The 20,930-nt window shown below is 68.3% G+C and carries 15 protein-coding genes; 6 read left to right on the top strand and 9 right to left on the bottom strand.

From position 1 onward, the window contains the following. Positions 1-275 precede the first annotated feature (275 nt). The 3 genes from ACFZDL_RS45035 to thyX form a co-directional block, all read right to left on the bottom strand. Complete coding sequence (locus ACFZDL_RS45035) at positions 276-1,961, bottom strand: ribonuclease J (protein ID WP_353596468.1); 1,686 nt, start codon at positions 1,959-1,961, stop codon at positions 276-278. A gap of 124 nt (positions 1,962-2,085) precedes the next feature. Beyond that, positions 2,086-2,985: a 4-hydroxy-tetrahydrodipicolinate synthase gene (gene dapA / locus ACFZDL_RS45030; protein ID WP_353596467.1), complete on the bottom strand. Its 900-nt coding sequence runs from the start codon at positions 2,983-2,985 to the stop codon at positions 2,086-2,088. A gap of 223 nt (positions 2,986-3,208) precedes the next feature. After that, entirely contained in the window at positions 3,209-3,949 is a 741-nt protein-coding gene (thyX, locus tag ACFZDL_RS45025; protein ID WP_353596466.1) for an FAD-dependent thymidylate synthase, read from the bottom strand. Between the two features lie 186 nt (positions 3,950-4,135). Between thyX and ACFZDL_RS45020 the strand changes: the two genes are divergently transcribed. Beyond that, complete coding sequence (locus tag ACFZDL_RS45020; protein ID WP_353596465.1) at positions 4,136-4,378, top strand: hypothetical protein; 243 nt, start codon at positions 4,136-4,138, stop codon at positions 4,376-4,378. A gap of 63 nt (positions 4,379-4,441) precedes the next feature. Further along, on the top strand, positions 4,442-4,996 hold the full coding sequence (locus tag ACFZDL_RS45015) for a PH domain-containing protein (RefSeq protein WP_353596464.1): 555 nt from the start codon (positions 4,442-4,444) through the stop codon (positions 4,994-4,996). 122 nt (positions 4,997-5,118) lie between these two features. On the opposite strand, the gene ACFZDL_RS45010 is transcribed toward ACFZDL_RS45015, so the two are convergent. From ACFZDL_RS45010 to eccD, 6 genes are all read right to left on the bottom strand, one after another. Further along, positions 5,119-5,577, bottom strand: coding sequence for a tetratricopeptide repeat protein (locus ACFZDL_RS45010; protein WP_353596463.1), 459 nt, complete (start codon positions 5,575-5,577; stop codon positions 5,119-5,121). A 9-nt stretch (positions 5,578-5,586) separates the two neighbouring features. After that, positions 5,587-6,339: a 4-hydroxy-tetrahydrodipicolinate reductase gene (gene dapB / locus ACFZDL_RS45005; RefSeq protein WP_353596462.1), complete on the bottom strand. Its 753-nt coding sequence runs from the start codon at positions 6,337-6,339 to the stop codon at positions 5,587-5,589. A 62-nt stretch (positions 6,340-6,401) separates the two neighbouring features. Continuing rightward, entirely contained in the window at positions 6,402-7,781 is a 1,380-nt protein-coding gene (locus ACFZDL_RS45000) for a pitrilysin family protein (RefSeq protein ID WP_353596461.1), read from the bottom strand. Further along, the gene (locus tag ACFZDL_RS44995; protein ID WP_353596460.1) at positions 7,778-10,030 is read right to left on the bottom strand and encodes a polyribonucleotide nucleotidyltransferase; all 2,253 of its coding nucleotides are present in this window, start codon (positions 10,028-10,030) and stop codon (positions 7,778-7,780) included. Before ACFZDL_RS44995 ends, ACFZDL_RS45000 begins: the two co-directional genes overlap by 4 nt. Before the next feature lie 399 nt (positions 10,031-10,429). Next, positions 10,430-10,717 (bottom strand): 30S ribosomal protein S15, encoded by a 288-nt coding sequence (gene rpsO / locus ACFZDL_RS44990; protein WP_030414166.1) that lies wholly within the window; start codon positions 10,715-10,717, stop codon positions 10,430-10,432. 230 nt (positions 10,718-10,947) lie between these two features. After that, complete coding sequence (gene eccD, locus ACFZDL_RS44985) at positions 10,948-12,417, bottom strand: type VII secretion integral membrane protein EccD (protein ID WP_353596459.1); 1,470 nt, start codon at positions 12,415-12,417, stop codon at positions 10,948-10,950. 175 nt (positions 12,418-12,592) lie between these two features. Between eccD and eccCa the strand changes: the two genes are divergently transcribed. The 4 genes from eccCa to ACFZDL_RS44965 all read left to right on the top strand — a co-directional run bounded on the left by eccCa (position 12,593) and on the right by ACFZDL_RS44965 (position 20,193). After that, the gene (eccCa, locus tag ACFZDL_RS44980) at positions 12,593-16,549 is read left to right on the top strand and encodes a type VII secretion protein EccCa (protein ID WP_353596458.1); all 3,957 of its coding nucleotides are present in this window, start codon (positions 12,593-12,595) and stop codon (positions 16,547-16,549) included. Positions 16,550-16,761: 212 nt separating this feature from the next. Next, positions 16,762-17,238: a hypothetical protein gene (locus tag ACFZDL_RS44975; RefSeq protein ID WP_353596457.1), complete on the top strand. Its 477-nt coding sequence runs from the start codon at positions 16,762-16,764 to the stop codon at positions 17,236-17,238. A gap of 9 nt (positions 17,239-17,247) precedes the next feature. After that, positions 17,248-19,563, top strand: coding sequence for a hypothetical protein (locus ACFZDL_RS44970; RefSeq protein WP_353596456.1), 2,316 nt, complete (start codon positions 17,248-17,250; stop codon positions 19,561-19,563). A 300-nt stretch (positions 19,564-19,863) separates the two neighbouring features. Further along, the gene (locus ACFZDL_RS44965) at positions 19,864-20,193 is read left to right on the top strand and encodes a hypothetical protein (protein ID WP_353596455.1); all 330 of its coding nucleotides are present in this window, start codon (positions 19,864-19,866) and stop codon (positions 20,191-20,193) included. Positions 20,194-20,930 lie beyond the last annotated feature (737 nt).

The following is a 20,930-nucleotide window of genomic DNA, read 5'->3' as shown; positions in this document are numbered from 1 at the left end:
TGGCGTTGACTTTTGGCACGCTGTTGAGTTCTCAAGGAACGGACGCTTCCTTCGAAACCGTTTCACCGGTTTCTCCGGGCGCTTCCCTTCGGTGTCTCCGACTTTATCAGAATTCTCTGAGCCGGATTCCCACCCGCCTTCCGGGTCCTCCTCTCGCACGCTGAGTGCTCGGGGTTCCCTTCCGGCGGAGCCGTAAACGTACTGGAGCGGGGCTCCCGGATGCAAATCGGGGAGCCCCGCTCGTGGGTCGGCGCCGGGTGGGTGCTGAGGCGGCGTCAGACCTCGACCACGACAGGGAGGATCATCGGGCGCCGGCGGTAGCTGTCGGACACCCACTTGCCCACCGAGCGGCGCACGAGCTGCTGGAGCTGATGCGGCTCGGCGACGCCGTCGGAGGCGGACTTGGCCAGCGATTCCTCGATCTTCGGGATCACCGCCGAGAAGGCGGAGTCCTCGATACCGGAGCCCCTCGCCTGGATATGCGGGCCACCCACGATCTTGCCGGTCGTGCTGTCGACGACCACGAAGACGGAGATGATGCCCTCCTCACCGAGGATGCGGCGGTCCTTGAGCGAGGACTCCGTGACGTCTCCGACCGAGAGGCCGTCGACGTACACATAGCCCGCCTGCACCTTGCCGACGATCTTCGCGATGCCGTCGACCAGGTCGACCACCACCCCGTCCTCGGCGATGACACAGCGGTTCTTGGGTACGCCGGTCAGGGCGCCCAGCTCGGCGTTGGCGCGCAGATGGCGCCATTCGCCGTGCACCGGCATCAGGTTCCGGGGCTTGCAGATGTTGTAGAAGTACAGCAGCTCCCCGGCCGAGGCGTGGCCGGATACATGGACCTTGGCATTGCCCTTGTGGACCACGTTCGCGCCCCAGCGGCTCAGGCCGTTGATCACGCGGTAGACCGCGTTCTCGTTGCCCGGGATGAGCGAGGACGCGAGGATCACCGTGTCGCCCTGGACGATGCGGATCTGGTGATCGCGGTTGGCCATTCTGGACAGCGCGGCCATCGGCTCGCCCTGGGAGCCGGTGCAGACGAGGACGATCTCGTCGTCCGGCAGGTCGTCGAGCGTCTTCACATCGACGACCAGCCCGGGCGGGACCCGCAGATAGCCCAGGTCGCGCGCGATGCCCATGTTGCGGACCATCGAGCGGCCGACGAAGGCGACCCGGCGCCCGTACTCGTGCGCCGCGTCGAGGATCTGCTGGATGCGGTGGACATGGCTGGCGAAGCTCGCGACGATGATCCGCCGCTGGGCATCGGCGAAGACCTGGCGCAGCACGCCGGAGATGTCGCGCTCGGGCGGGACGAAGCCGGGGACCTCGGCATTCGTGGAGTCCGAGAGCAGGAGGTCGATGCCTTCCTCGCCGAGCTTCGCGAAGGCAGGCAGGTCCGTGAGGCGCCCGTCGAGCGGCAGCTGGTCCATCTTGAAGTCGCCGGTGTGCACGGCCATGCCGGCCGGGGTGCGGATGGCGACGGCGAGGGCGTCCGGGATGGAGTGGTTCACCGCCACGAACTCGCAGTCGAAGGGGCCGATCCGCTCGCGCTGGCCCTCCTCCACCTCGAGTGTGTACGGGCGGATGCGGTGCTCCTGCAGCTTCGCCTCGATCAGGGCGAGGGTCAGCTTGGAGCCGATCAGCGGGATGTCCTGCTTCTCGCGGAGCAGGAACGGGACGCCGCCGATGTGGTCCTCGTGGCCGTGCGTGAGCACGATGCCGTCGATGTCGTCGAGCCGGTCCCGGATACACGTGAAGTCCGGCAGGATCAGGTCGACTCCGGGCTGCTCCTCCTCGGGGAAGAGCACTCCGCAGTCGACGATCAGCAGCCGGCCGCCGTATTCGAAGACCGTCATGTTGCGGCCGATCTCACCGAGCCCGCCGAGCGGGATGATGCGCAGTCCCCCCTCGGGGAGCTTCGGCGGAGGGCCGAGTTCAGGATGCGGATGGCTCAAAAGACTCTCCTCACCACGCGCGCCACGTGCCCCCCTGGGGCACATGGCGCGCGTGACATTCGTGCACTTGCTTGATGTGTCTGTATGAAGTTGTGAAGTACGAAGTTGCGAAAATCGCCTCTGGTTACAGCTGTACCCCACCGGCGGCCAGATCGCGCTTGAGCTGCCCCGTTTCCTCGGCGCTGAGTTCGACGAGGGGCAGGCGCAGCGGCCCGGCCGGCAGGCCCTGAAGGGTGAGCGCGGCCTTCGTCGTGATGACGCCCTGGGTGCGGAACATCCCGGTGAAGACCGGGAGGAGCTTCTGGTGGATTTCGGTTGCCTTCGCGACGTCGCCCGACAGGTGCGCTTCGAGCAGCGCGCGCAGCTCGGGGGTCACCAGGTGGCCGACTACGGAGACGAAGCCGACGGCGCCGACGGACAGCAGCGGCAGGTTCAGCATGTCGTCGCCGGAGTACCAGGCCAGGCGCGAGCGGGCGATGGCCCAGCTGGCGCGGCCGAGGTCGCCCTTGGCGTCCTTGTTGGCGACGATCCGCGGGTGCTCGGCGAGCCGGACGATCGTTTCGGTGCTGATCGGGACGCCGCTGCGGCCGGGGATGTCATAGAGCATGACCGGCAGCTCGGTGGCGTCGGCGATGGCGGTGAAGTGCCGGAAGAGGCCTTCCTGCGGGGGCTTGCTGTAGTACGGCGTGACAGCCAGCAGGCCATGGGCGCCGGCCTTCTCGGCGGCGCGGGCGAGCTCGAGGCTGTGCTGCGTGTCATTGGTACTCGCTCCGGCCACGACGTGGGCACGGTCGCCGACCGCCTCCACCACGGCCCGTACGAGCTGGGCTTTCTCCGCATCGCTGGTGGTCGGTGACTCGCCGGTGGTGCCGTTGACCACCAGACCGTCATTGCCGGCGTCCACCAGGTGGGCGGCGAGTCGCTGAGCGCCGTCGAGATCGAGCGCGCCATCAGCAGTGAATGGCGTGACCATGGCGGTCAGCATGCGCCCGAAAGGGGTCTGCGATGTGGATGTCGGTGCCATGGGTCCCACGCTACTCGTAGCACGCCTCGCGGTGCTCCCTCGGGGCGCCGACCGGGAAGGCGTTCATGGGACCCGGCACTGCCTGCTCGGGGGTTCAGACAGTGCCGGATCCGTTTGTTCAGCCTAGATGAACTTCACGAAACGTCGCAATACGGACACCTCTCGCGCATGGACCGTCCGGGGAGTGTCCGGGAACCGCCATGCGCGGCGGTGCGCAGCGGCGCTACGGGGCGACGCGCCCGTTGGCATTGAAGGCGGCGTAGGTGAGCGGCATCAGCTCGGCCCAGATCGCCTCCATCTTCTCGCCGACCATCTCGATCTCCCGCTGCGGGAAGGACGGCACGGCGGCCTGCTCGTGCTGGGTGCGCAGGCCGAGGAAGTGCATCAGCGATCGCGCGTTGCACGTCGCGTACATGGAGGAGAACAGGCCGACGGGCAGGACGGAGCGGGCCACCTCCCGGGCGACGCCGGCCGCCAGCATCTCCTGGTACGCCTCGTACGCGTGGCGGTAGGCGTCCTCCATCACGCGGCCGGTCAGCTCGTGCTGCGCCGGTGTGCCCTCCACGAACTCGTACTTGCCGGGGCGGCCCTGCTGGATCAGCTTGCGGGACTCCCCGGGGACGTAGAAGACCGGCTGGAGCTCGCGGTAGCGGCCGGACTCCTCGTTGTACGACCAGCCCACGCGGTGCCGCATGAACTCGCGGAAGACGAAGATCGGGGCGTTGATGAAGAAGGTCATCGAGTTGTGCTCGAAGGGGCTGCCGTGCCGGTCCCGCATCAGGAAGTTGATCAGCCCCTTGGAGCGCTCGGGGTCCTTGGTGAGCTCCTCGAGGGACTGCTCGCCTGCGGTGGACACCCGGGCGGCCCACAGCACATCGGAGTCGGCCGCGCTGTGCTTGACCAGCTCGACGGTCACATCGCTGCGGAAGCTGGCCTTCTCGCTCTCGGCGGGGATATCGGTCACCGGCGGGTCCTTCCATGTTTCATCGCTCAGGCGCGCCCAGCTTACGGGGCGGCACCGACATCACCTCCGACCGGTCGCAACGCTGAAAATGCCGAAGGAAGTCGACGAAAAAGGGCACCTCGCCCCTCGTGCGCACGTCCTACCTACTGAAGTACCCACGTTCGAGGTTCCAAGGAGAGCCCCCGCATGTCCCGTCGGCGCGAGCCCGTGCCCTTCGCCTTCATTGCCGAAGCCGACCAGTTCCGCAGCAATGTCACCCCGCCGCCCCGGCCCCGCGCCACCCCGTCGCAGATAGCGGGCCGCACACTCATCACCCTGACGATCATCGCCGGGTTCGTGGGCTCGCTGATGTTCGGGTTGCCCGCCCTCGAAAGCGGGCCGCGGACCACTCACCAGGTGCAGCAGTCGGAGGCGTCGAACGGGCGCTGAGCCCCTGGGATAGCCTCAGCCAGCACAGGCCCATCCGGACGTGTGTGTGAGTGAGGACCATTCGTGCCCCTGCCCTTCCTGACAGCGGACCGCGCCCTTGACGAAGACGGACCGGCGGCCGAAGCGGCCCCGTTGCCGTACGAGGACCCGGGCCGCCGGCGCCGCCCCTACCGGCCGGGTCCCTGGAGGGTCGGCGGAGCGGCGCTGCTGTTGCTGCTCGCCTCGTATGTGCTCTTCTCCGCGATGATCATCGCCCTCGCGGGATCGGTCCCCGCCGCCGGCATCTGTGTCGGCGGCGCCGCGCTGGTGATCGTGTGCGCCGTCCGGCTGGTGCGCGCGGGCGTGTGGATCGACGAGGAGGGGCTGCGGCTGACCGGCCTGTTGTCCGCCACGACGGTGCGCTGGTCCCAGGTCGCGGCGGTACGCACCGTCCAGCAACCGGTGCGCTGGCTGGGGCTGCCGCGCAGCGTCCAGGGGCAGGCGGTGCTCATCGAGCTCACGGGGGGCGGGGCCCCGCGCGTGGCCTTCACCGACCACAGCGCCGACTTCCTCGGTCGCCCCGAGTCCTTCGCCATGGCGGCCGACGCGATCGAGAACCGGGCGGCCCGGTACCGCTGAGGCCCCGAGCCGCCTGATGATCCCGGGCTGCCCGAGGCCCGGGATCACCGAGATCAGACATCTCCGCGATCAGGCATCCCGGGGTCAGGCATCCCGAGGTCAGGGATCTCCGAAACCCGCGGTCAGCCCTGCGCTCGTACCGGCCGGCCGTCGTGCAGGGCGATGGCGCGCTGCATCGCCTTGCGGGCCCGTACCGTGTCACGCGCGTCGTAGTAGGCGACGGCCAGCCGGAACCAGGAGCGCCAGTCGTCCGGTGACTCCTCCGTCTCGGCCCGCCGCTTGGCGAAGACCGCGTCCGCGGAGTCCCTGTCGATCCGCCCGCCGGGCGTCCGTACCAGCTCGTCGACCGGGAGGCCGCCCTCGGCCTCCAGCTCGCGGGCGAGCCGGTTCGCGCTGCGCGCGAAGACGGTCGTCTTCCACAGGAACCAGCCGCCGATGAACGGCAGCACCAGCACCGCCGCGCCGAAGGCCACGGTCAGCGGCGTGCCCTGCTCGATGAGCAGCACGCCCCGGCTGCCGACCAGGACGAAGTACACGACCAGGACGGCCGCCAGGACGAAATACGTGATCTTCGCGCGCACCGCTGTACCTCAGTCGAGATCGAGGAAGTGTTCCAGCCCGACGGTCAGGCCGGGAGCGGACACCACGCGCCGCACACCCAGCAGCACGCCGGGCATGAAGCTGCTGTGATGGGTCGAGTCGTGCCGGATGGTGAGGGTCTCGCCCTCCCCGCCCAGCAGGACCTCCTGGTGGGCGAGGAGCCCGCGCAGCCGCACCGAGTGGACCGGCACCCCGTCCACATCGGCGCCGCGCGCCCCCTCCAGCGCCGTGCTCGTCGCGTCGGGCTGCGGGGCGCACCCCGCCTCCTCCCGGGCCGCCGCGATCAGCTGCGCGGTGCGGGCCGCGGTGCCCGAGGGGGCGTCCACCTTGTTCGGGTGGTGCAGCTCGATGACCTCGACCGACTCGAAGAAACGGGCGGCCTGCCGGGCAAACTGCATGGTGAGCACGGCGCCGATGGAGAAGTTCGGCGCGATGAGCACACCGGTGCCCGGCGCGGCCTCGAGCCATCCCCGCAGCTGCGCCAGGCGCTCGTCCGTCCAGCCGGTGGTGCCCACCACGCCGTGGATGCCGTGGCGGACGCAGAACTCGAGATTGCCCATCACCGAGCCGGGGTCGGTCAGCTCGACCGCGACCTCGGCGCCCGCCTCGACCACCGTCTCCAGCTTGTCGCCCCGGCCGAGCGCGGCCACCAGCTCCATGTCCTCGGCGGCTTCCACGGCTCGTACGGCCTCGGAACCGATCCGGCCCTTGGCGCCGAGAACGGCCACGCGCAGCTTGCTCATCGTTCGAATCCCTTGTGTCGTCCGCCGGTGTGCGCGGCGGTCTTGCGCGGTCTTGCCAGGCGCTAGGCGACGGCCTCGTGCAGGCGCGACGCCTGCTTGTCCTTCAGCGGGCCGATGACGGAGAGCGAAGGACGCTGCCCCAGTACATCGCGGGCCACCTCGCGCACCTCGTCCGGGGTGACGGCCGCCATCCGGGCGAGCATGTCGTCGACCGACATCTGGTCGCCCCAGCACAGCTCGCTCTTGCCGATGCGGTTCATCAGCGCGCCCGTGTCCTCCAGGCCCAGCACCGTGGACCCTCGCAGCTGGCCCACCGCGCGCCGCAGCTCCTCGTCGGTCAGCCCGTGCTGCGCGACGTGGTCGAGCTCGTCACGGCAGATCTTGAGGACGTCGGCCGCCTGGCTCGGGCGGCAGCCCGCGTAGACGCCAAACAGGCCGCAGTCGGCGAAGCCCGAGGTGTAGGAGTAGACGCTGTAGGCGAGCCCGCGCTTCTCCCGCACCTCCTGGAACAGCCGGGAGCTCATACCGCCGCCGAGCGCCGTGTTGAGCACGCCGAGCGCCCAGCGCCGGTCGTCGGTGCGCGCGATGCCCGGCATGCCGAGGACGACATGCGCCTGCTCGGTCTTGCGGCCCTGCACCTCGACGCGCCCGGCCGCACGGATGGTGCGGGAGCCGTCGCGCGGGGCGACGGGGACCGCGTCCGTACGGGACAGGGCGCCCGCCTTGTCGAACGCCTTGCGCACCTGCCGGACGACCGCGGCGTGGTCCACATTGCCCGCGGCGGCGACCACCAGATGGGTGGGGTCGTAGTGCTTCTTGTAGAAGCGGGCGATCTGGTCGCGGCCGAGCCCGTTGACGGTGTCGACGGTGCCGAGGACGGGGCGGCCGAGGGGGGTGTCGCCGAGCATGGTGTGCGCGAACAGGTCGTGCACACAGTCGCCCGGGTCGTCCTCGGTCATCGCGATCTCTTCCAGGACGACGCCGCGCTCGGCCTCTACGTCCGCGGCGTCGATCAGCGAGCCCGTCAGCATGTCGCAGACGACGTCGATGGCCAGCGGCAGATCGGCGTCGAGCACCCGCGCGTAGTAGCAGGTGTACTCCTTCGCCGTGAAGGCGTTCATCTCGCCGCCGACCGCGTCGATGGCGGAGGAGATGTCGAGCGCGCTGCGCCGCTGGGTGCCTTTGAAGAGCAGGTGCTCCAGGTAGTGGGTGGCGCCGTTCAGCGCGGGGGTCTCGTCCCGGGAGCCGACGTGCGCCCAGATCCCGAAGGTGGCGGAGCGCACGGACGGCAGGGTCTCGGTGACGATGCGCAGGCCCCCGGGCAGGGTGGTCCTGCGGACCGTCCCGATGCCGTTCTCGCCCTTGAGAAGCGTTTGGGTACGGGCGACGGCCCGCCCCTCCGAAGAGGGGCGGGCCGTCGCCGCATGGGCGCGGGACGTCACTTGGCGTCCGCGGCGGAGCCGCTGTCGGCGGCGTCCTTCGCTTCGTCCTTCGACGCGTCCGAGCCCTCTTCGTCCTCGATGACGGGGATCAGCGAGAGCTTGCCGCGCTGGTCGATCTCGGCGATCTCGACCTGGACCTTGGCGCCGACCTTCAGCACGTCCTCGACGTTCTCCACGCGCTTGCCGCCGGCGAGCTTGCGGATCTGCGAGATGTGCAGCAGGCCGTCCTTGCCCGGGAGCAGGGAGACGAAGGCACCGAAGGTGGTGGTCTTCACGACCGTGCCCAGGTAGCGCTCGCCGACCTCGGGCATCGTCGGGTTGGCGATGCCGTTGATGGTGGCGCGGGCGGCCTCGGCGGCCGGGCCGTCGGCGGCACCGATGTAGATCGTGCCGTCGTCCTCGATGGTGATGTCGGCGCCGGTGTCCTCCTGGATCTGGTTGATCATCTTGCCCTTGGGGCCGATGACCTCACCGATCTTGTCCACCGGGATCTTGACGGTGATGATCCGCGGCGCGTTCGGAGACATCTCGTCCGGGACGTCGATGGCCTCGTTCATCACGTCGAGGATGTGCAGCCGGGCGTCACGGGCCTGCTTGAGGGCCGCGGCCAGCACGGACGCCGGGATGCCGTCCAGCTTGGTGTCCAGCTGCAGGGCGGTCACGAACGTCTTGGTGCCGGCGACCTTGAAGTCCATGTCGCCGAAGGCGTCCTCCGCACCGAGGATGTCGGTGAGGGTGACGTAGTGGGTCTCGCCGTCGATCTCCTGGGAGATCAGGCCCATGGCGATACCGGCGACCGGGGCCTTGAGCGGCACACCGGCGTTCAGCAGCGACATGGTCGAGGCGCAGACCGACCCCATCGAGGTCGAGCCGTTGGAGCCGAGCGCCTCGGAGACCTGGCGGATGGCGTACGGGAACTCCTCGCGGGACGGCAGCACCGGCAGCAGCGCACGCTCGGCCAGCGCGCCGTGGCCGATCTCGCGGCGCTTCGGGGAGCCGACGCGGCCGGTCTCGCCGGTGGAGTACGGCGGGAAGTTGTAGTTGTGCATGTAGCGCTTGCGGGTCTCGGGCGCGAGCGTGTCCAGCTGCTGCTCCATGCGGAGCATGTTCAGCGTGGTGACGCCCAGGATCTGGGTCTCGCCGCGCTCGAACAGCGCCGAGCCGTGAACCCGCGGGATCGCCTCGACCTCGGCGGCCAGCGTACGGATGTCCGTCACGCCGCGGCCGTCGATGCGCTTCTTCTCCTTGATCACGCGCTCGCGCACCAGGGTCTTGGTCAGCGACCGGTACGCGGCGGAGATCTCCTTCTCGCGCCCCTCGAACTGCGGCAGCAGCTTCTCGGCGGCCAGGCCCTTGACGCGGTCGAGCTCGGTCTCGCGCTCCTGCTTGCCCGCGATGGTCAGCGCCTGGGCGAGCTCGTCGCGGACGGCGGCGGTGAGCGCCTCCAGGACGTCATCCTGGTAGTCGAGGAAGATCGGGAACTCGCCGGTGGGCTTGGCGGCCTTGGCGGCCAGGTCCGACTGGGCCTTGCAGAGCACCTTGATGAAGGGCTTGGCGGCCTCGAGGCCGGCGGCCACGACCTCCTCGGTCGGTGCCTCGGCGCCGTCCTTGACCAGCTGGATGGTCTTCTCGGTGGCCTCGGCCTCGACCATCATGATCGCGACGTCGCCGTCCTCCAGGACGCGGCCGGCCACGACCATGTCGAAGACGGCGTCCTCGAGCTCGGAGTGGGTCGGGAAGGCCACCCACTGGCCCTTGATCAGGGCGACCCGGGTGCCGCCGATCGGCCCGGAGAAGGGCAGGCCGGCCAGTTGCGTCGAGCAGGAGGCGGCGTTGATCGCGACCACGTCGTAGAGGTGGTCGGGGTTGAGCGCCATGATCGTCTCGACGATCTGGATCTCGTTGCGCAGGCCCTTCTTGAAGGACGGGCGCAGCGGGCGGTCGATCAGCCGGCAGGTGAGGATCGCGTCCTCGGACGGGCGGCCCTCGCGGCGGAAGAACGAACCGGGGATGCGCCCGGCGGCGTACATCCGCTCCTCGACGTCGACCGTGAGCGGGAAGAAGTCCAGCTGGTCCTTGGGGTTCTTGGATGCGGTGGTGGCCGACAGCACCATGGTGTCGTCGTCCAGGTAGGCCACGGCGGAGCCGGCGGCCTGACGGGCCAGGCGGCCCGTCTCGAAACGGATGGTGCGGGTGCCGAAGGCGCCATTGTCGATGACGGCCTCGGCGTAGTGGGTCTCGTTCTCCACCAGGAAAATCTCCTCTTCTGCGTCCCTCGTCCGTGTGACGGAGGAACGGTGGTGGAGCAGCGCCCCTGGCCTTGGTCCGGCGGCCGGGCCGGTCTTCGATCGAAGCTACCGGAATTGCCAGTTCCGGGAGCCACTACCGAGGACCGGCTCCTGTGGCGCCGGTGCCGCGGGAATGAGGCGCTCCTCCTCGTTCGTTATGACGTTGTTGGGACCAGACTACAAAGCTTCGCCCGTCCTCACGACGGCTGTGGATATCGACGAGGACGGTGCGCGGGCGGCGGCAGGTCCCGGTGGCGCGCCGCGCCGCGCGGGTGCTGAGGCTCCAACGGAGCTGATGTGCGGCACGTACGGCAAAGGGAGCGGCCCCCTGTCCCGGGAACCGCTCCCTACCACGGCGTCTTACTTGGCGCCCGCCGCGCCGCGGCGGATGCCCAGGCGCTCGACCAGCGCACGGAAGCGCGTGATGTCCTTCTTCGCCAGGTACTGCAGCAGACGGCGGCGCTGGCCGACCAGGAGCAGCAGACCACGGCGGGAGTGGTGGTCGTGCTTGTGGGTCTTGAGGTGCTCGGTCAGGTCCGAGATGCGGCGCGAGAGCAGCGCGACCTGGACCTCGGGGGAACCGGTGTCGCCCTCCTTGGTGGCGAACTCGGCCATGATCTGCTTCTTCGTAGCGGCGTCGAGCGACACGCGGTACTCCTTCAGGGTTCTTCTGTTCGGCCACCGAGTGCCCCTGGTCTTGGTCTCAGGGGAGCTTCCGGGACTCGGGAGGCGGGGTCCGCTGGGCGCTGTCTCCAGAGTGCTCGTACGAGAGCTCCGGGGGCGCGTACACAAACGGCCGTCACACAGCGTACCAGCCGCCGACCATCCGTTTGGCCGTCGGCCTCACCTGAAGGCTTCACCCACAGCCCCGCCCCGTCCTACCCGCTGGTCAGGCTGCGCGCGGAGCTGTAGACATCCAGCACGGCCAGGGCGAGGGGCACCAGGGAGAGCAGCAGGGCGCTCTCGGCCAGATCGGAGAAGCGGCCCCAGAACGGGGAGAGTCCCTTCTTCGGAATGATCAGCGCGATGCCGGTGATCAGCGCCGCCCCCGCCGTGACGGAAGCGGCGAGCCAGATCGTACGGACGTCCAGCGGGCCGCTGTCGTGCCGCACCAGCAGCCTGAACATGGCGTCGGCCGGCGGGTTCAGGGACAGCCCGAGCACCAGCAGCCCCAGGCCCACCAGGCCCGCGGCGAGGACGGAGGCGACCTGGGCGGTGTAGCGGAAGAGACGGGCGCGCAGCAGCATCGCGAGGCCGGAGACGAGGGCCAGCACCTGGCCCCAGACGTTGTCGGAGAAGCCGAGCACGGCCGAGGCGCCGACGACGACCGCGGAGCAGCCGCCGACCAGGCCGAGCAGCATCTCGTGGCCGCGGCGGGCCTGGGCGGCGATCCGGTCGGCGTCCACGGGCTCGGGAGCGGGCCCGGCCCCCGGGTCGAGGTCGTCGTCCTCGGCCGCGGAGCGCGGCGCGGCGTATCCGATGGGCAGCCGGGCGACGCGCGCCGACAGGCCCGGCAGGAACGCGATGGCGCCGATCGCGACGGCGGCGCACACCGCGGCGGTCTCGGTGGGGCTGACCTCGGTGAGGATCGCGCAGAAGGTGGCGAGGGTGCCCACGGTCGAGGCGAAGACCGCGGCGACGAACGGGGCGTCACCGGTCGGCATGGCGACCACCAGGGCGACCGAGACGACGAGGACGGCGACACACCCGAGCAGGAACTGCAGGCGGCCGACGCCCTCGCCCTTGTCCAGGGCGAGCAGCCCCGAGCCCGCGATCATGGCGTGCGGCAGGGCGGCCAGGCCGAGCGCGATCGCGGAGGCGCGGTCCTCGTAGACCCGCGACCGTACCCCCGCAAGGGCCGTGAGCAGCACCGCGACTGCGGCGGCGATGATCCCCGGCAGCCCGTGCATATCGTGTTTGAGCGGATCGGCGAACCAAAGCACGAAGCCCATGAGGACCAGCAACAGGGAGCCGCCGAACAACCCGAAGGCGCGCAGGAACCGGTCGTTCCACAGCGTGCGGTCGCGGGTGACGGCGGAGGCGATCGCGTCCGAGACGTCGTCGTAGACGGCGGGCGGCAGCGACTCCGCGAAGGGGCGCAGCGACAGCAGTTCGCCGTCGAGCACCTGCTGGGCGCCCAGCGACAGCGCGCCGTCCAGGACCGTGCCGTCGCGTCGTACCAGGTGGTAGCCGGTGGGGGCGCCCACGGGCTGGGTCTGGCCGGTCAGCCGGAGGATCTCGGGGTAGACGTCGGCGACGGCGATGTCCTCCGGAAGAGCCACATCGATCCGACTGTCAGGCGCGACCACGGTCACCCTGCAGAAGCCGGTCGTGGCGGACGTACTCACCTTAAAGGCCCCCTGTTCGCTGTGGCGCGGCGCACGGCACCACCCGTGCGGCGGCCACCCTACCGGGGCCTGGCAGCTCATACGTCGGTAGGATCGCCGTCCCGCAGAGGTAGTCCGTCGCCACGGGGGTGCCGGAGAGGAACTGTTCATCTGCGTTGAGGGGTTGAGAGATCCGGTGAGCCAGGTCGTCGTCAAGCGCCAACCGCGGGCTCTCCCGCCCGAGGTGCCGAGCGAGGAACTCCGTCTCGAATCGCCCCCTGAGCTGCCGCGCGGCCAGCAAGAGGGCGTCCTGATGCAGCTGCTGCCCACCCTGGGCATGGCCTCGTCGATGGTCTACTTCTTCATGCCCGGCGCCGCGCCGATGATGAAGATCATGGGCGTGATGATGATGTTCTCCACGCTCGGCATGACCGTGGCGATGTTCATCAGGCACCGGCAGGGCTCTCAGGGGCAGCTGGCGGACATGCGCCGCGACTACATCAAGTACCTCGCGCAGACCCGCCGTACGGTACGGCGCACCGCGCGGGCCCAGCGCGACGCCCAGTTCTATCTGCACCCCTCCCCCGACCAGCTGTGGTCCGTCGTGGCCGAGGGCAGCCGGGTGTGGGAACGCCGGGCGAGCGACAACGACTTCGGCCAGATCCGGATCGGGCTCGGTTCACAGCAGTTGTCCACCCCGCTGGTCGCCCCCGACACGGCCGCGGTCGACGACCTGGAACCGCTGACGGCCGGCGCCATGCAGAAGTTCCTGGCGACCCAGGGGTCCCTGGAACACATGCCGATGGCGGTGTCGCTGCGCGCCTTCTACCACGTGACGGTGTCCGGGGAGCCGGACTCCGTGCGGGGCGCGGCGCGGGCGCTCGTCGGCCAGCTGGCCACCCTCCACTCGCCCGAGGACCTCGTCATCGCGGTGGTCGCGCCGCGCAGCTCGGCACCCTACTGGGACTGGACGAAGTGGCTGCCCCACCTGCAGTTGCCTGGCATGATCGACGGGGCGGGCTCGCGCCGGCTGTTCAGCGACTCCCTCGCGGAGCTCGAGGAACTGCTCAAGGGGCGTCTGGAGGGACGGTCCCGGTTCAGCAAGGACGCCCAGCCGCTGCTCGACCAGCCGCATGTGGTGGTCGTGCTGGACGGCGGCATGGTGCCGCCGGAGTCGGCGTTCGCGGCGCAGGAGGGCTTGCAGGGCGTCACCGTCATCGAGGTGGTGGCGGGCGACCTCGACGAGCTGCGCGGCGGGCTCTCGATGATCGTACGGCCGGGCAAGCTGGAGCTGCTGTCGCAGGTCGCGGCGTACGACGGAACCCCGGACGCCCTGTCCCTGGAGGCCGCGGACGCGCTCGCCCGGCAGCTGGCGCCGCTGCGCATGGGCGGGGGCGACGACGACGAACCGCTGCTGGCCAACCTCGACTTCACCGATCTGCTGGGGCTCGGCGACGCGGGCTCGGTGGATGTCTCGCGGACCTGGCGGCCGCGATCGCTGGCCGAGCGGCTGCGGGTGCCGATCGGGGTCGGCGAGGACGGCTCGCCGGTCATGCTGGACCTCAAGGAGGCGGCGCAGGACGGTATGGGCCCGCACGGCCTGTGCGTCGGCGCCACCGGCTCCGGCAAGTCGGAGCTGCTGCGCACCCTGGTGCTGGGGCTCGCGGTCACCCACTCGTCCGAGACGCTGAACTTCGTCCTGGCGGACTTCAAGGGCGGTGCGACCTTCGCGGGGATGTCGCAGCTGCCGCATGTGGCGGCGGTCATCACCAACCTCGCCGACGACCTGACGCTCGTCGACCGTATGCGCGACTCGATCACCGGTGAGCTGCAGCGCCGTCAGGAACTGCTGCGCGCGGCCGGCAACTACGCCAACATCCACGACTACGAGAAGGCGCGGGCGGCCGGCGCCCCGCTGGAGCCCGTGGCCTCACTCGTCCTGGTGATCGACGAGTTCAGCGAGCTGTTGACGGCCAAGCCCGACTTCATCGACATGTTCATCCAGATCGGCCGCATCGGCCGCTCCCTGGGCGTGCATCTGCTGCTGGCCTCGCAGCGGCTGGAGGAGGGCCGGCTGCGCGGCCTGGAGACCTACCTGTCGTACCGCATCGGTCTGCGGACCTTCTCCGCCGCCGAGTCCCGCACGGCACTCGGCGTACCGGACGCGTACCACCTCCCGTCCGTCCCCGGCTCCGGCTACCTCAAGTTCGGCACGGACGAGATGACGCGCTTCAAGGCCGCCTACGTCTCGGGCGTGTACCGCACCGGGGCGGCGCCCGCCGACTTCGACGGCACCTCACTGCCCATCGAGCGCCGGCCGGTCATCTTCACCGCCACCCCGGTCCCGGTCACCTACACCACCCCGGACCCGGCGGCGCTCGTCGCCCCCTCCCGCCAGGAGGACGACGCGCTGGCCGACACGGTCCTCGACGTCATCGTCCGCCGCCTGGAGGGCCAGGGCGCCCCGGCCCACCAGGTCTGGCTCCCGCCGCTGGACGAGGCCCCTTCGCTGGACCAGCTGCTGCCGCCGCTGTCCCCGGTCGAGGGCCGCGGCCTCACCGCGCCCGAATACCCGCGCCTGGGCAACCTCGTCGTCCCTCTCGGCCTCATCGACAAGCCCTTCGAGCAGCGGCGCGACGTGCTGTACCGCGACTTCTCCGGCGCCGCGGGCCATATGCTGGTCGTCGGCGGCCCGCAGTCCGGCAAGTCCACGCTGATGCGCACCCTGATCTCGGCCTTCGCGCTCACCCACACCCCGGCCGAGGTGCAGTTCTACGGCCTGGACTTCGGTGGCGGCGGCATGAGCGCCATCGCCGACCTGCCGCATGTGGGCGGCGTCGCCTCCCGTCTGGACCCGGAGCGGGTACGGCGCACCATCGCCGAGGTGGCCGGCATCCTGGCCCGGCGCGAGGAGTACTTCCGCGCCAAGAACATCGACTCGATCGCCACCTACCGGCGACAGCGGGCCCGCGGCGAGCACGCGGAACAGGGCTGGGGCGACGTCTTCCTCGTCATCGACGGCTGGGCCAACTTCCGGCAGGAGTACGACATGATGGAAGGGGTCGTGGCCGACATCGCGGGCCGTGGCCTCGGCTACGGCATCCACATCGTGGTCACCGCTTCCCGCAACATGGAAGTCCGCGCCTCTTTGAAGGACCAGCTCCTCAACCGCCTCGAGATGCGCCTCGGCGACACGATGGACTCCGAATTCGACCGCAAGGTCGCCGCGAACGTCCCCGTGGGCGTCCCCGGCCGCGGCCAGCTCCCGGAGAAGCTCCACTTCATGGGCGCCCAGCCGCGTATCGACTCGGGCAGCGACCCCGAGGACATCACGGACGCCTCCGGCGAGCTGGTCCGCGCCGTGAACAGCAACTGGCACGGCCCGCACGCCCCCCGCGTACGGCTCCTCCCCCGCCGGCTGCGCGCCGAGGACCTGCCCAAGGGCTTCGAATACCCCCAGCAGGGCATCGCGATCGGCATCGACGAGACCAACCTCGAACCGGTCTTCGTCGACTTCGAATCGGACCCGTTCTTCCTCGTCTTCGGCGAGAGCGAATCCGGCAAGACGGCTCTGCTGCGGCTCATCGCCAAACAGATCACCGAGCGGTACGGCCCGGACGAGGCGAAGATCGTGGTCGGCGACTACCGCCGCTCCCTCCTCGACGTCATCCCGGACACCCACCTCCTGGAGTACGCCCCGATCGCCTCGGCCCTCCAGGTCCACACCACGGCCCTCAACGGCCTCATGGAGCGGCGCGCCCCCAAGCCGGACATCACCCCGCAGCAGCTGCGCGACCGCAGCTGGTGGAGCGGACCGCAGTTCTTCGTCATCATCGACGACTACGAACTCGTCTCCACCAGCAGCGGCAACCCGATGGCCGTCCTCACCGACAACCTGCCCTTCGCACGCGATGTCGGCATGCGCTTCATCATCGCCCGCAACTCCGCGGGCGCCTCGCGCTCGATGTTCGAGTCCTTCATGCAGCGCATCAAGGAACTTGGCGCCCAGGGCGTACTGCTCTCCGGCGACCCCACGGAAGGCGACCTCCTCGGCGGCGTCCGCCCCCGCCCCATGCCCCCGGGCCGCGGCTTCTTCGTCTCCCGCAAGCGGGGGACGCCGCTGGTGCAGCTGGGCTGGCTGCCGGACCAGTAAGCCTCCTGCCTCGTTCGCGGCGCGGCGAAGCCTGCCACCGCGAGACACACGGAGCACTCGCAGACCTCTGCCCCGGGCCGCTCGGCCCGGGGCAGAGGTCTTTCTGCTCGGCGACACGCTCCCCCCAAACTCCCCCACACGTACGGTCAACTCCCATAAGCTGTGCGTGACTTGTGACACCGGGTCAGAAACGCGCATCAGGGGAGAGAAGCGTGTCGTTCGAAGAAGAGTGGAGTGAACTCCGCGCGCAGGCGGAGCAGGGGCAACGAGCCCAGATGAGGCTCAATCACGTCGATGACGGAAGCGGCGGGCGGGGCACCCCAAACGGCAGTGGGCCGAGGCAGCCGGACCTGAGCGTGAAGAGCGACGAACTCGGCAGGATCGGCCACGACGCGTTCCTGCTGTACGACAGGGTCATGTCGGACGGTGGATGGGCCCAGATGACCACGCTCCGGGCGTCCACCGACCTCACCGAAGGCCACCTTGAGACAGGGGCGGCGCTCAGCGAAGCCGACAAAGCGTGGCAGACAAAGCTCGGCACCTTGCAGGAAGCCTGCGCCCACATCTCCAATCACCTGGATTTCTCCGCCAAGTCACACGTCAAGGACGACGCGGACCTCGCCTACACGATGCGCGACATCAACGGCGAACGGCTGACCCTGTCCAAAATCAACAAGTACTTCCACTGAGGAGCTTCAGTGCCATCGTTCGAGGATCTCTATCACCTCAAGCTGAAGTCCCTCGGTGAGTCGGTCGCCGACTGGTCAGAGACGATCAAGAAGCTCAAGACGCTCGCGCAAGACGCCGACGAGGGAATGCTGGCCAAGGCCAAGGGTGCCGACTGGGCAGGCAAGAACGCCGGTGTGACCAAGCCCTTCATCGAGAAGACGGCCAAGGAATTTCACGACGCCGTCACCGAGGCCACGAGCTTCCGCAACATCCTGCGCGACGCTCATGATGCGCTCAAGATCGCCAGAGATGACCTCAAGGGCTTAGTCCACGAGGCCGGGACTCAGGGCCTCACCATCAGCTCCCAGGGCGTGGTCGACGTCAAGCCCACCGACTCCGGCGACAGCGCCGAGCCGCCCAAGGGGTCCCAGGCGAAGATCGACGCCATGGTCGCGAAGATCGAGGCCGTGCTCACCAAGGCCGCGTCGGTCGACACCGAAGCCGCATGGGCACTGAAGACTCTCAGCGGCGATCCCTACAACTTCAGCACCACGAAATACGACTCTCTCGACTCGGCAAAGAAGATCAAGAAGCAGGATGCGGTCGCCGACGCCAAGGAGGCCGCGAACCTCGCCGAGAAACTCACCAAGGAGCGTGTGGCAAGGAATCCCGATGACCTCAAGGCACTGAAGACCCTCCTCCATGAGCATGCACAAGACCCCGATTTCGATGTCACTTTCTACAAGACGCTGGGGCAGGAGAAGGCTCTGGCGTTCTACGCCCACGTCTCGCTGGACTCCACCGCGATGCACGAGAAGACACGCCTTGACCTCGTCCACACCATCCAGACCGACATGGGCACGATGCTCGGCGTCGCGACGGACAGGGACACCAAAGGGCACCTCGGCCCCACATGGATCGACGGCATGGTGCGCGCCGGGCGCAAAGAAATCGACGTGTCAGACATCGCCGGCTACGACAAGAAGATCTACGGCTACCAGGCGCTGAGCTCGATCGTGCGGCACGGCGACTTCAGAGATTCCGACCTCCTCACGGCCGTGGGGCGCGACATGGTAGCCATGGACCGAAAAGACCCGGGTGTCTGGACCCGGAATGCGCCGTCCAACATGAACATGGCGCTGAACTTCGACAAGAAGGGCGGCAAGGGCTTCGACCCGATCACCGGCCTCATGGAGGCATTCAGCCACAGCCCGGATGCCTCGACCCGGTTCTTCAACGAGCCGGTGCGCACAGACACCAATGGCGATGGAATCGTCACCAAGGACGACAAGCCCGTCACGGACTACGACTCCAACTACGACGGCAAGGTCAATGGCGTCGACAAACGTCCCATGAGCATGGTGGATTACATCCTCGACCGCTCCGAGAGTCTGGACCCCAGCGACCAGAGCACTGGGGGCGAACCGAGGCCCGCGGTGCGCGCGGCGGGCAACGCGCTGGAGGCTGCCAGCACGGGCAGGGTTCCCGGAGACGACGACGCACCCCTCATGCGCCACACCGAGGCGATGTCCAATGTGGCAGAGAGAATCGTGGAGAAGATCGGCCACAGCCCCGAGCTCGTATCAGGAGAAGAGCCGGGCGAGCCCGGCCCGCTTGGTGCCCTCTCGAAGAACTTCGGAAACATCATGGCTGGTTACATGGCTGACGTGCAGATGGCTATGGAGAACGGCGAGAAACTGATCAAGCCGTTCGGGTATCCGGCAGAATTCGACAAAGCTGACCTCAAGCTCTTTCTGGGAGCGGTGGCCCAGGACCCCCAAGCTTACGGCGCAATCACCCAGTCGCAACAAGCCTTCACCACGTCGCTCGTCCACGACATCATCCAGGAGAGGGGCAGGAACGTCCTACCAGAGACGATTGGAAATGCGGTGCACTCGGGGTCAGAAATCGCCGGAATCATGGCCGAGGCGCGCACTGAGGCCATCTATGAAAGGCATGCCGCCGAGAATGATGATTTCAACAAGGCGGTCGCCGATAACGCCAAGTGGAGCAATAGAATATGGGACATGGCGGGATCGAAATATGTCGAGATGATCCCCGTGGGCGGCGACCTCATCCAGTGGTTCAAGGAAGACACAATTGATGCGGCCATCGAACGCGCCGAAAAGGATACGTTCGACGAAGCGCACGAAGAGGCGGTCAGGACCTACACACAATCCGAGACAGCCACTAAAAAAGCCGCAGAGCGGGCAGTGCTAGCGGCTTGCAAAGACAGCGGGTTGCCCCAGGATTTCATCAACGCACTCGCGGGGACAGCTAGCACCAAGGCGGGATCAGCATATGCCGTCGGGAACACAGGGATGGCGCCTGGCGAGCATAAGTAGTGGGGCACCCCAATCCATATCGGAACTCGACATTTATTCATCCAGATTGAAGGGCAGATGAGGAACCGTAGACGACTCGCACTCACCCGCTGCACTAGCGCCCTGGTAGCTTCCGCGATCCTCACAGCGTGCCCCCATGGCGGCTCCGAGAAGGCGGCACCAAAACTCCCTCATCGAATCTGCTGGGGCGCATTTCCGGGAGACGAGGTAAGAACACTCTTGAAACCAGGGTCCCGGCTGAGCATAGACACGAAGCGCCCTCTCGATTTGTATAGCGGAAAAATTGACACCAGTTGCATCGTGTATATCGACGGCAACACAGGGTTTCTTGCGACCGCGAACAGGCTTCCCAGTTACGCGAGCTGGGAGCTGAGGAGAGAGCCTTATGATTCCAAGATCCAGGCCGGCCGGGAGGGTGTGTTGTCCGACGTTGGCGCAGCCTCATATTTCACCTGCAATCGCCCGGCCAACCTACCCGAGGATCGCTGGCATCCAAACTCGGAAAAGTACATCATTTTAGAGATCGACATTTGGGGATCCCCCGGGAATCCCGTTGACCACCGCAAGATCCTCACCTCCTTGATGAAGAAGTTTGTGCCCTTCGCACAGCAAAAACTCCGTTGCCAGTGACACCACACACCCGCCGTTTCTTCGCCGTCTCGAACCTGGCTGTCAGCACGGCAAAAATGGGCTAATGTCCGAAGAGTCGGCCCTCCGAGTCACAAGAACCGCGGAGAGTCAGTCTGTGGACTGTTCACACCTACAGAACCGCATGCGCTGTTCGCGGGGCTGGGGCGGCAGGCGCCCACGACGAGGGGGAGAGACTGGGCACTCAAGGTCGCGGACACCGGGGTGCGGAGTCGCGGGCACAATGCGGGAGCACCTCCGGGCACCCGAAGCCCGGTGCTGATGCAAAGCGTTGACGCTGAGCTCGCCCCGACGGTTCGACCTGGAGGCCGCTCAACACAGGGCTCGCTGCCCGTGACGCCGTGACGCAGCTCTGTATGTCGCGCGTACGCCAGACACGGTCATAGCTCAGGAGGGGCCTCCCAGCCGGCCCTCGTCGGCGGCGGGTATACGGACCCCGGCTGGATGCGCGGGGGCGGCACCCCTGAGCAGCCCCCGCACCCCGATGCGGTCTGACCTTCGAGTCAGGTCCACCCCAGGGCTCTACTGATTGTTCGTGCTCATCAATTTCCCGAATCCCACGCCAGAGGCGGTGGGTATAGAAGCCCCTACCCGTCCACCTCTCAAACTGAATACCCGTCAGTGGCCGGGACCTCGCACAGCAACGGCAGCAACAACATGGCGAAAGCTCTGGATTCCAAGGCGGATTGCGAGTTCGTCGCCGCCATCGCGGCCCGTAC

Origin of the sequence: Streptomyces sp. NPDC007917 (genome assembly GCF_042959105.1) — a bacterium.
Classification (GTDB): Bacteria; Actinomycetota; Actinomycetes; order Streptomycetales; family Streptomycetaceae; genus Streptomyces.
The sequence above is the reverse complement of the archived record's forward strand: the minus strand, read 5'-3'. Positions and strand labels throughout refer to the sequence as shown.

Coding starts and splice junctions, on each gene's coding strand:
- dapA (WP_353596467.1), bottom strand. CDS start 2,985: ATGGCACCGACATCCACATCGCAGACCCCTTTCGGGCGCATGCTGACC.
- dapB (WP_353596462.1), bottom strand. CDS start 6,339: ATGAGCAAGCTGCGCGTGGCCGTTCTCGGCGCCAAGGGCCGGATCGGT.
- ACFZDL_RS45020 (WP_353596465.1), top strand. CDS start 4,136: ATGTCCCGTCGGCGCGAGCCCGTGCCCTTCGCCTTCATTGCCGAAGCC.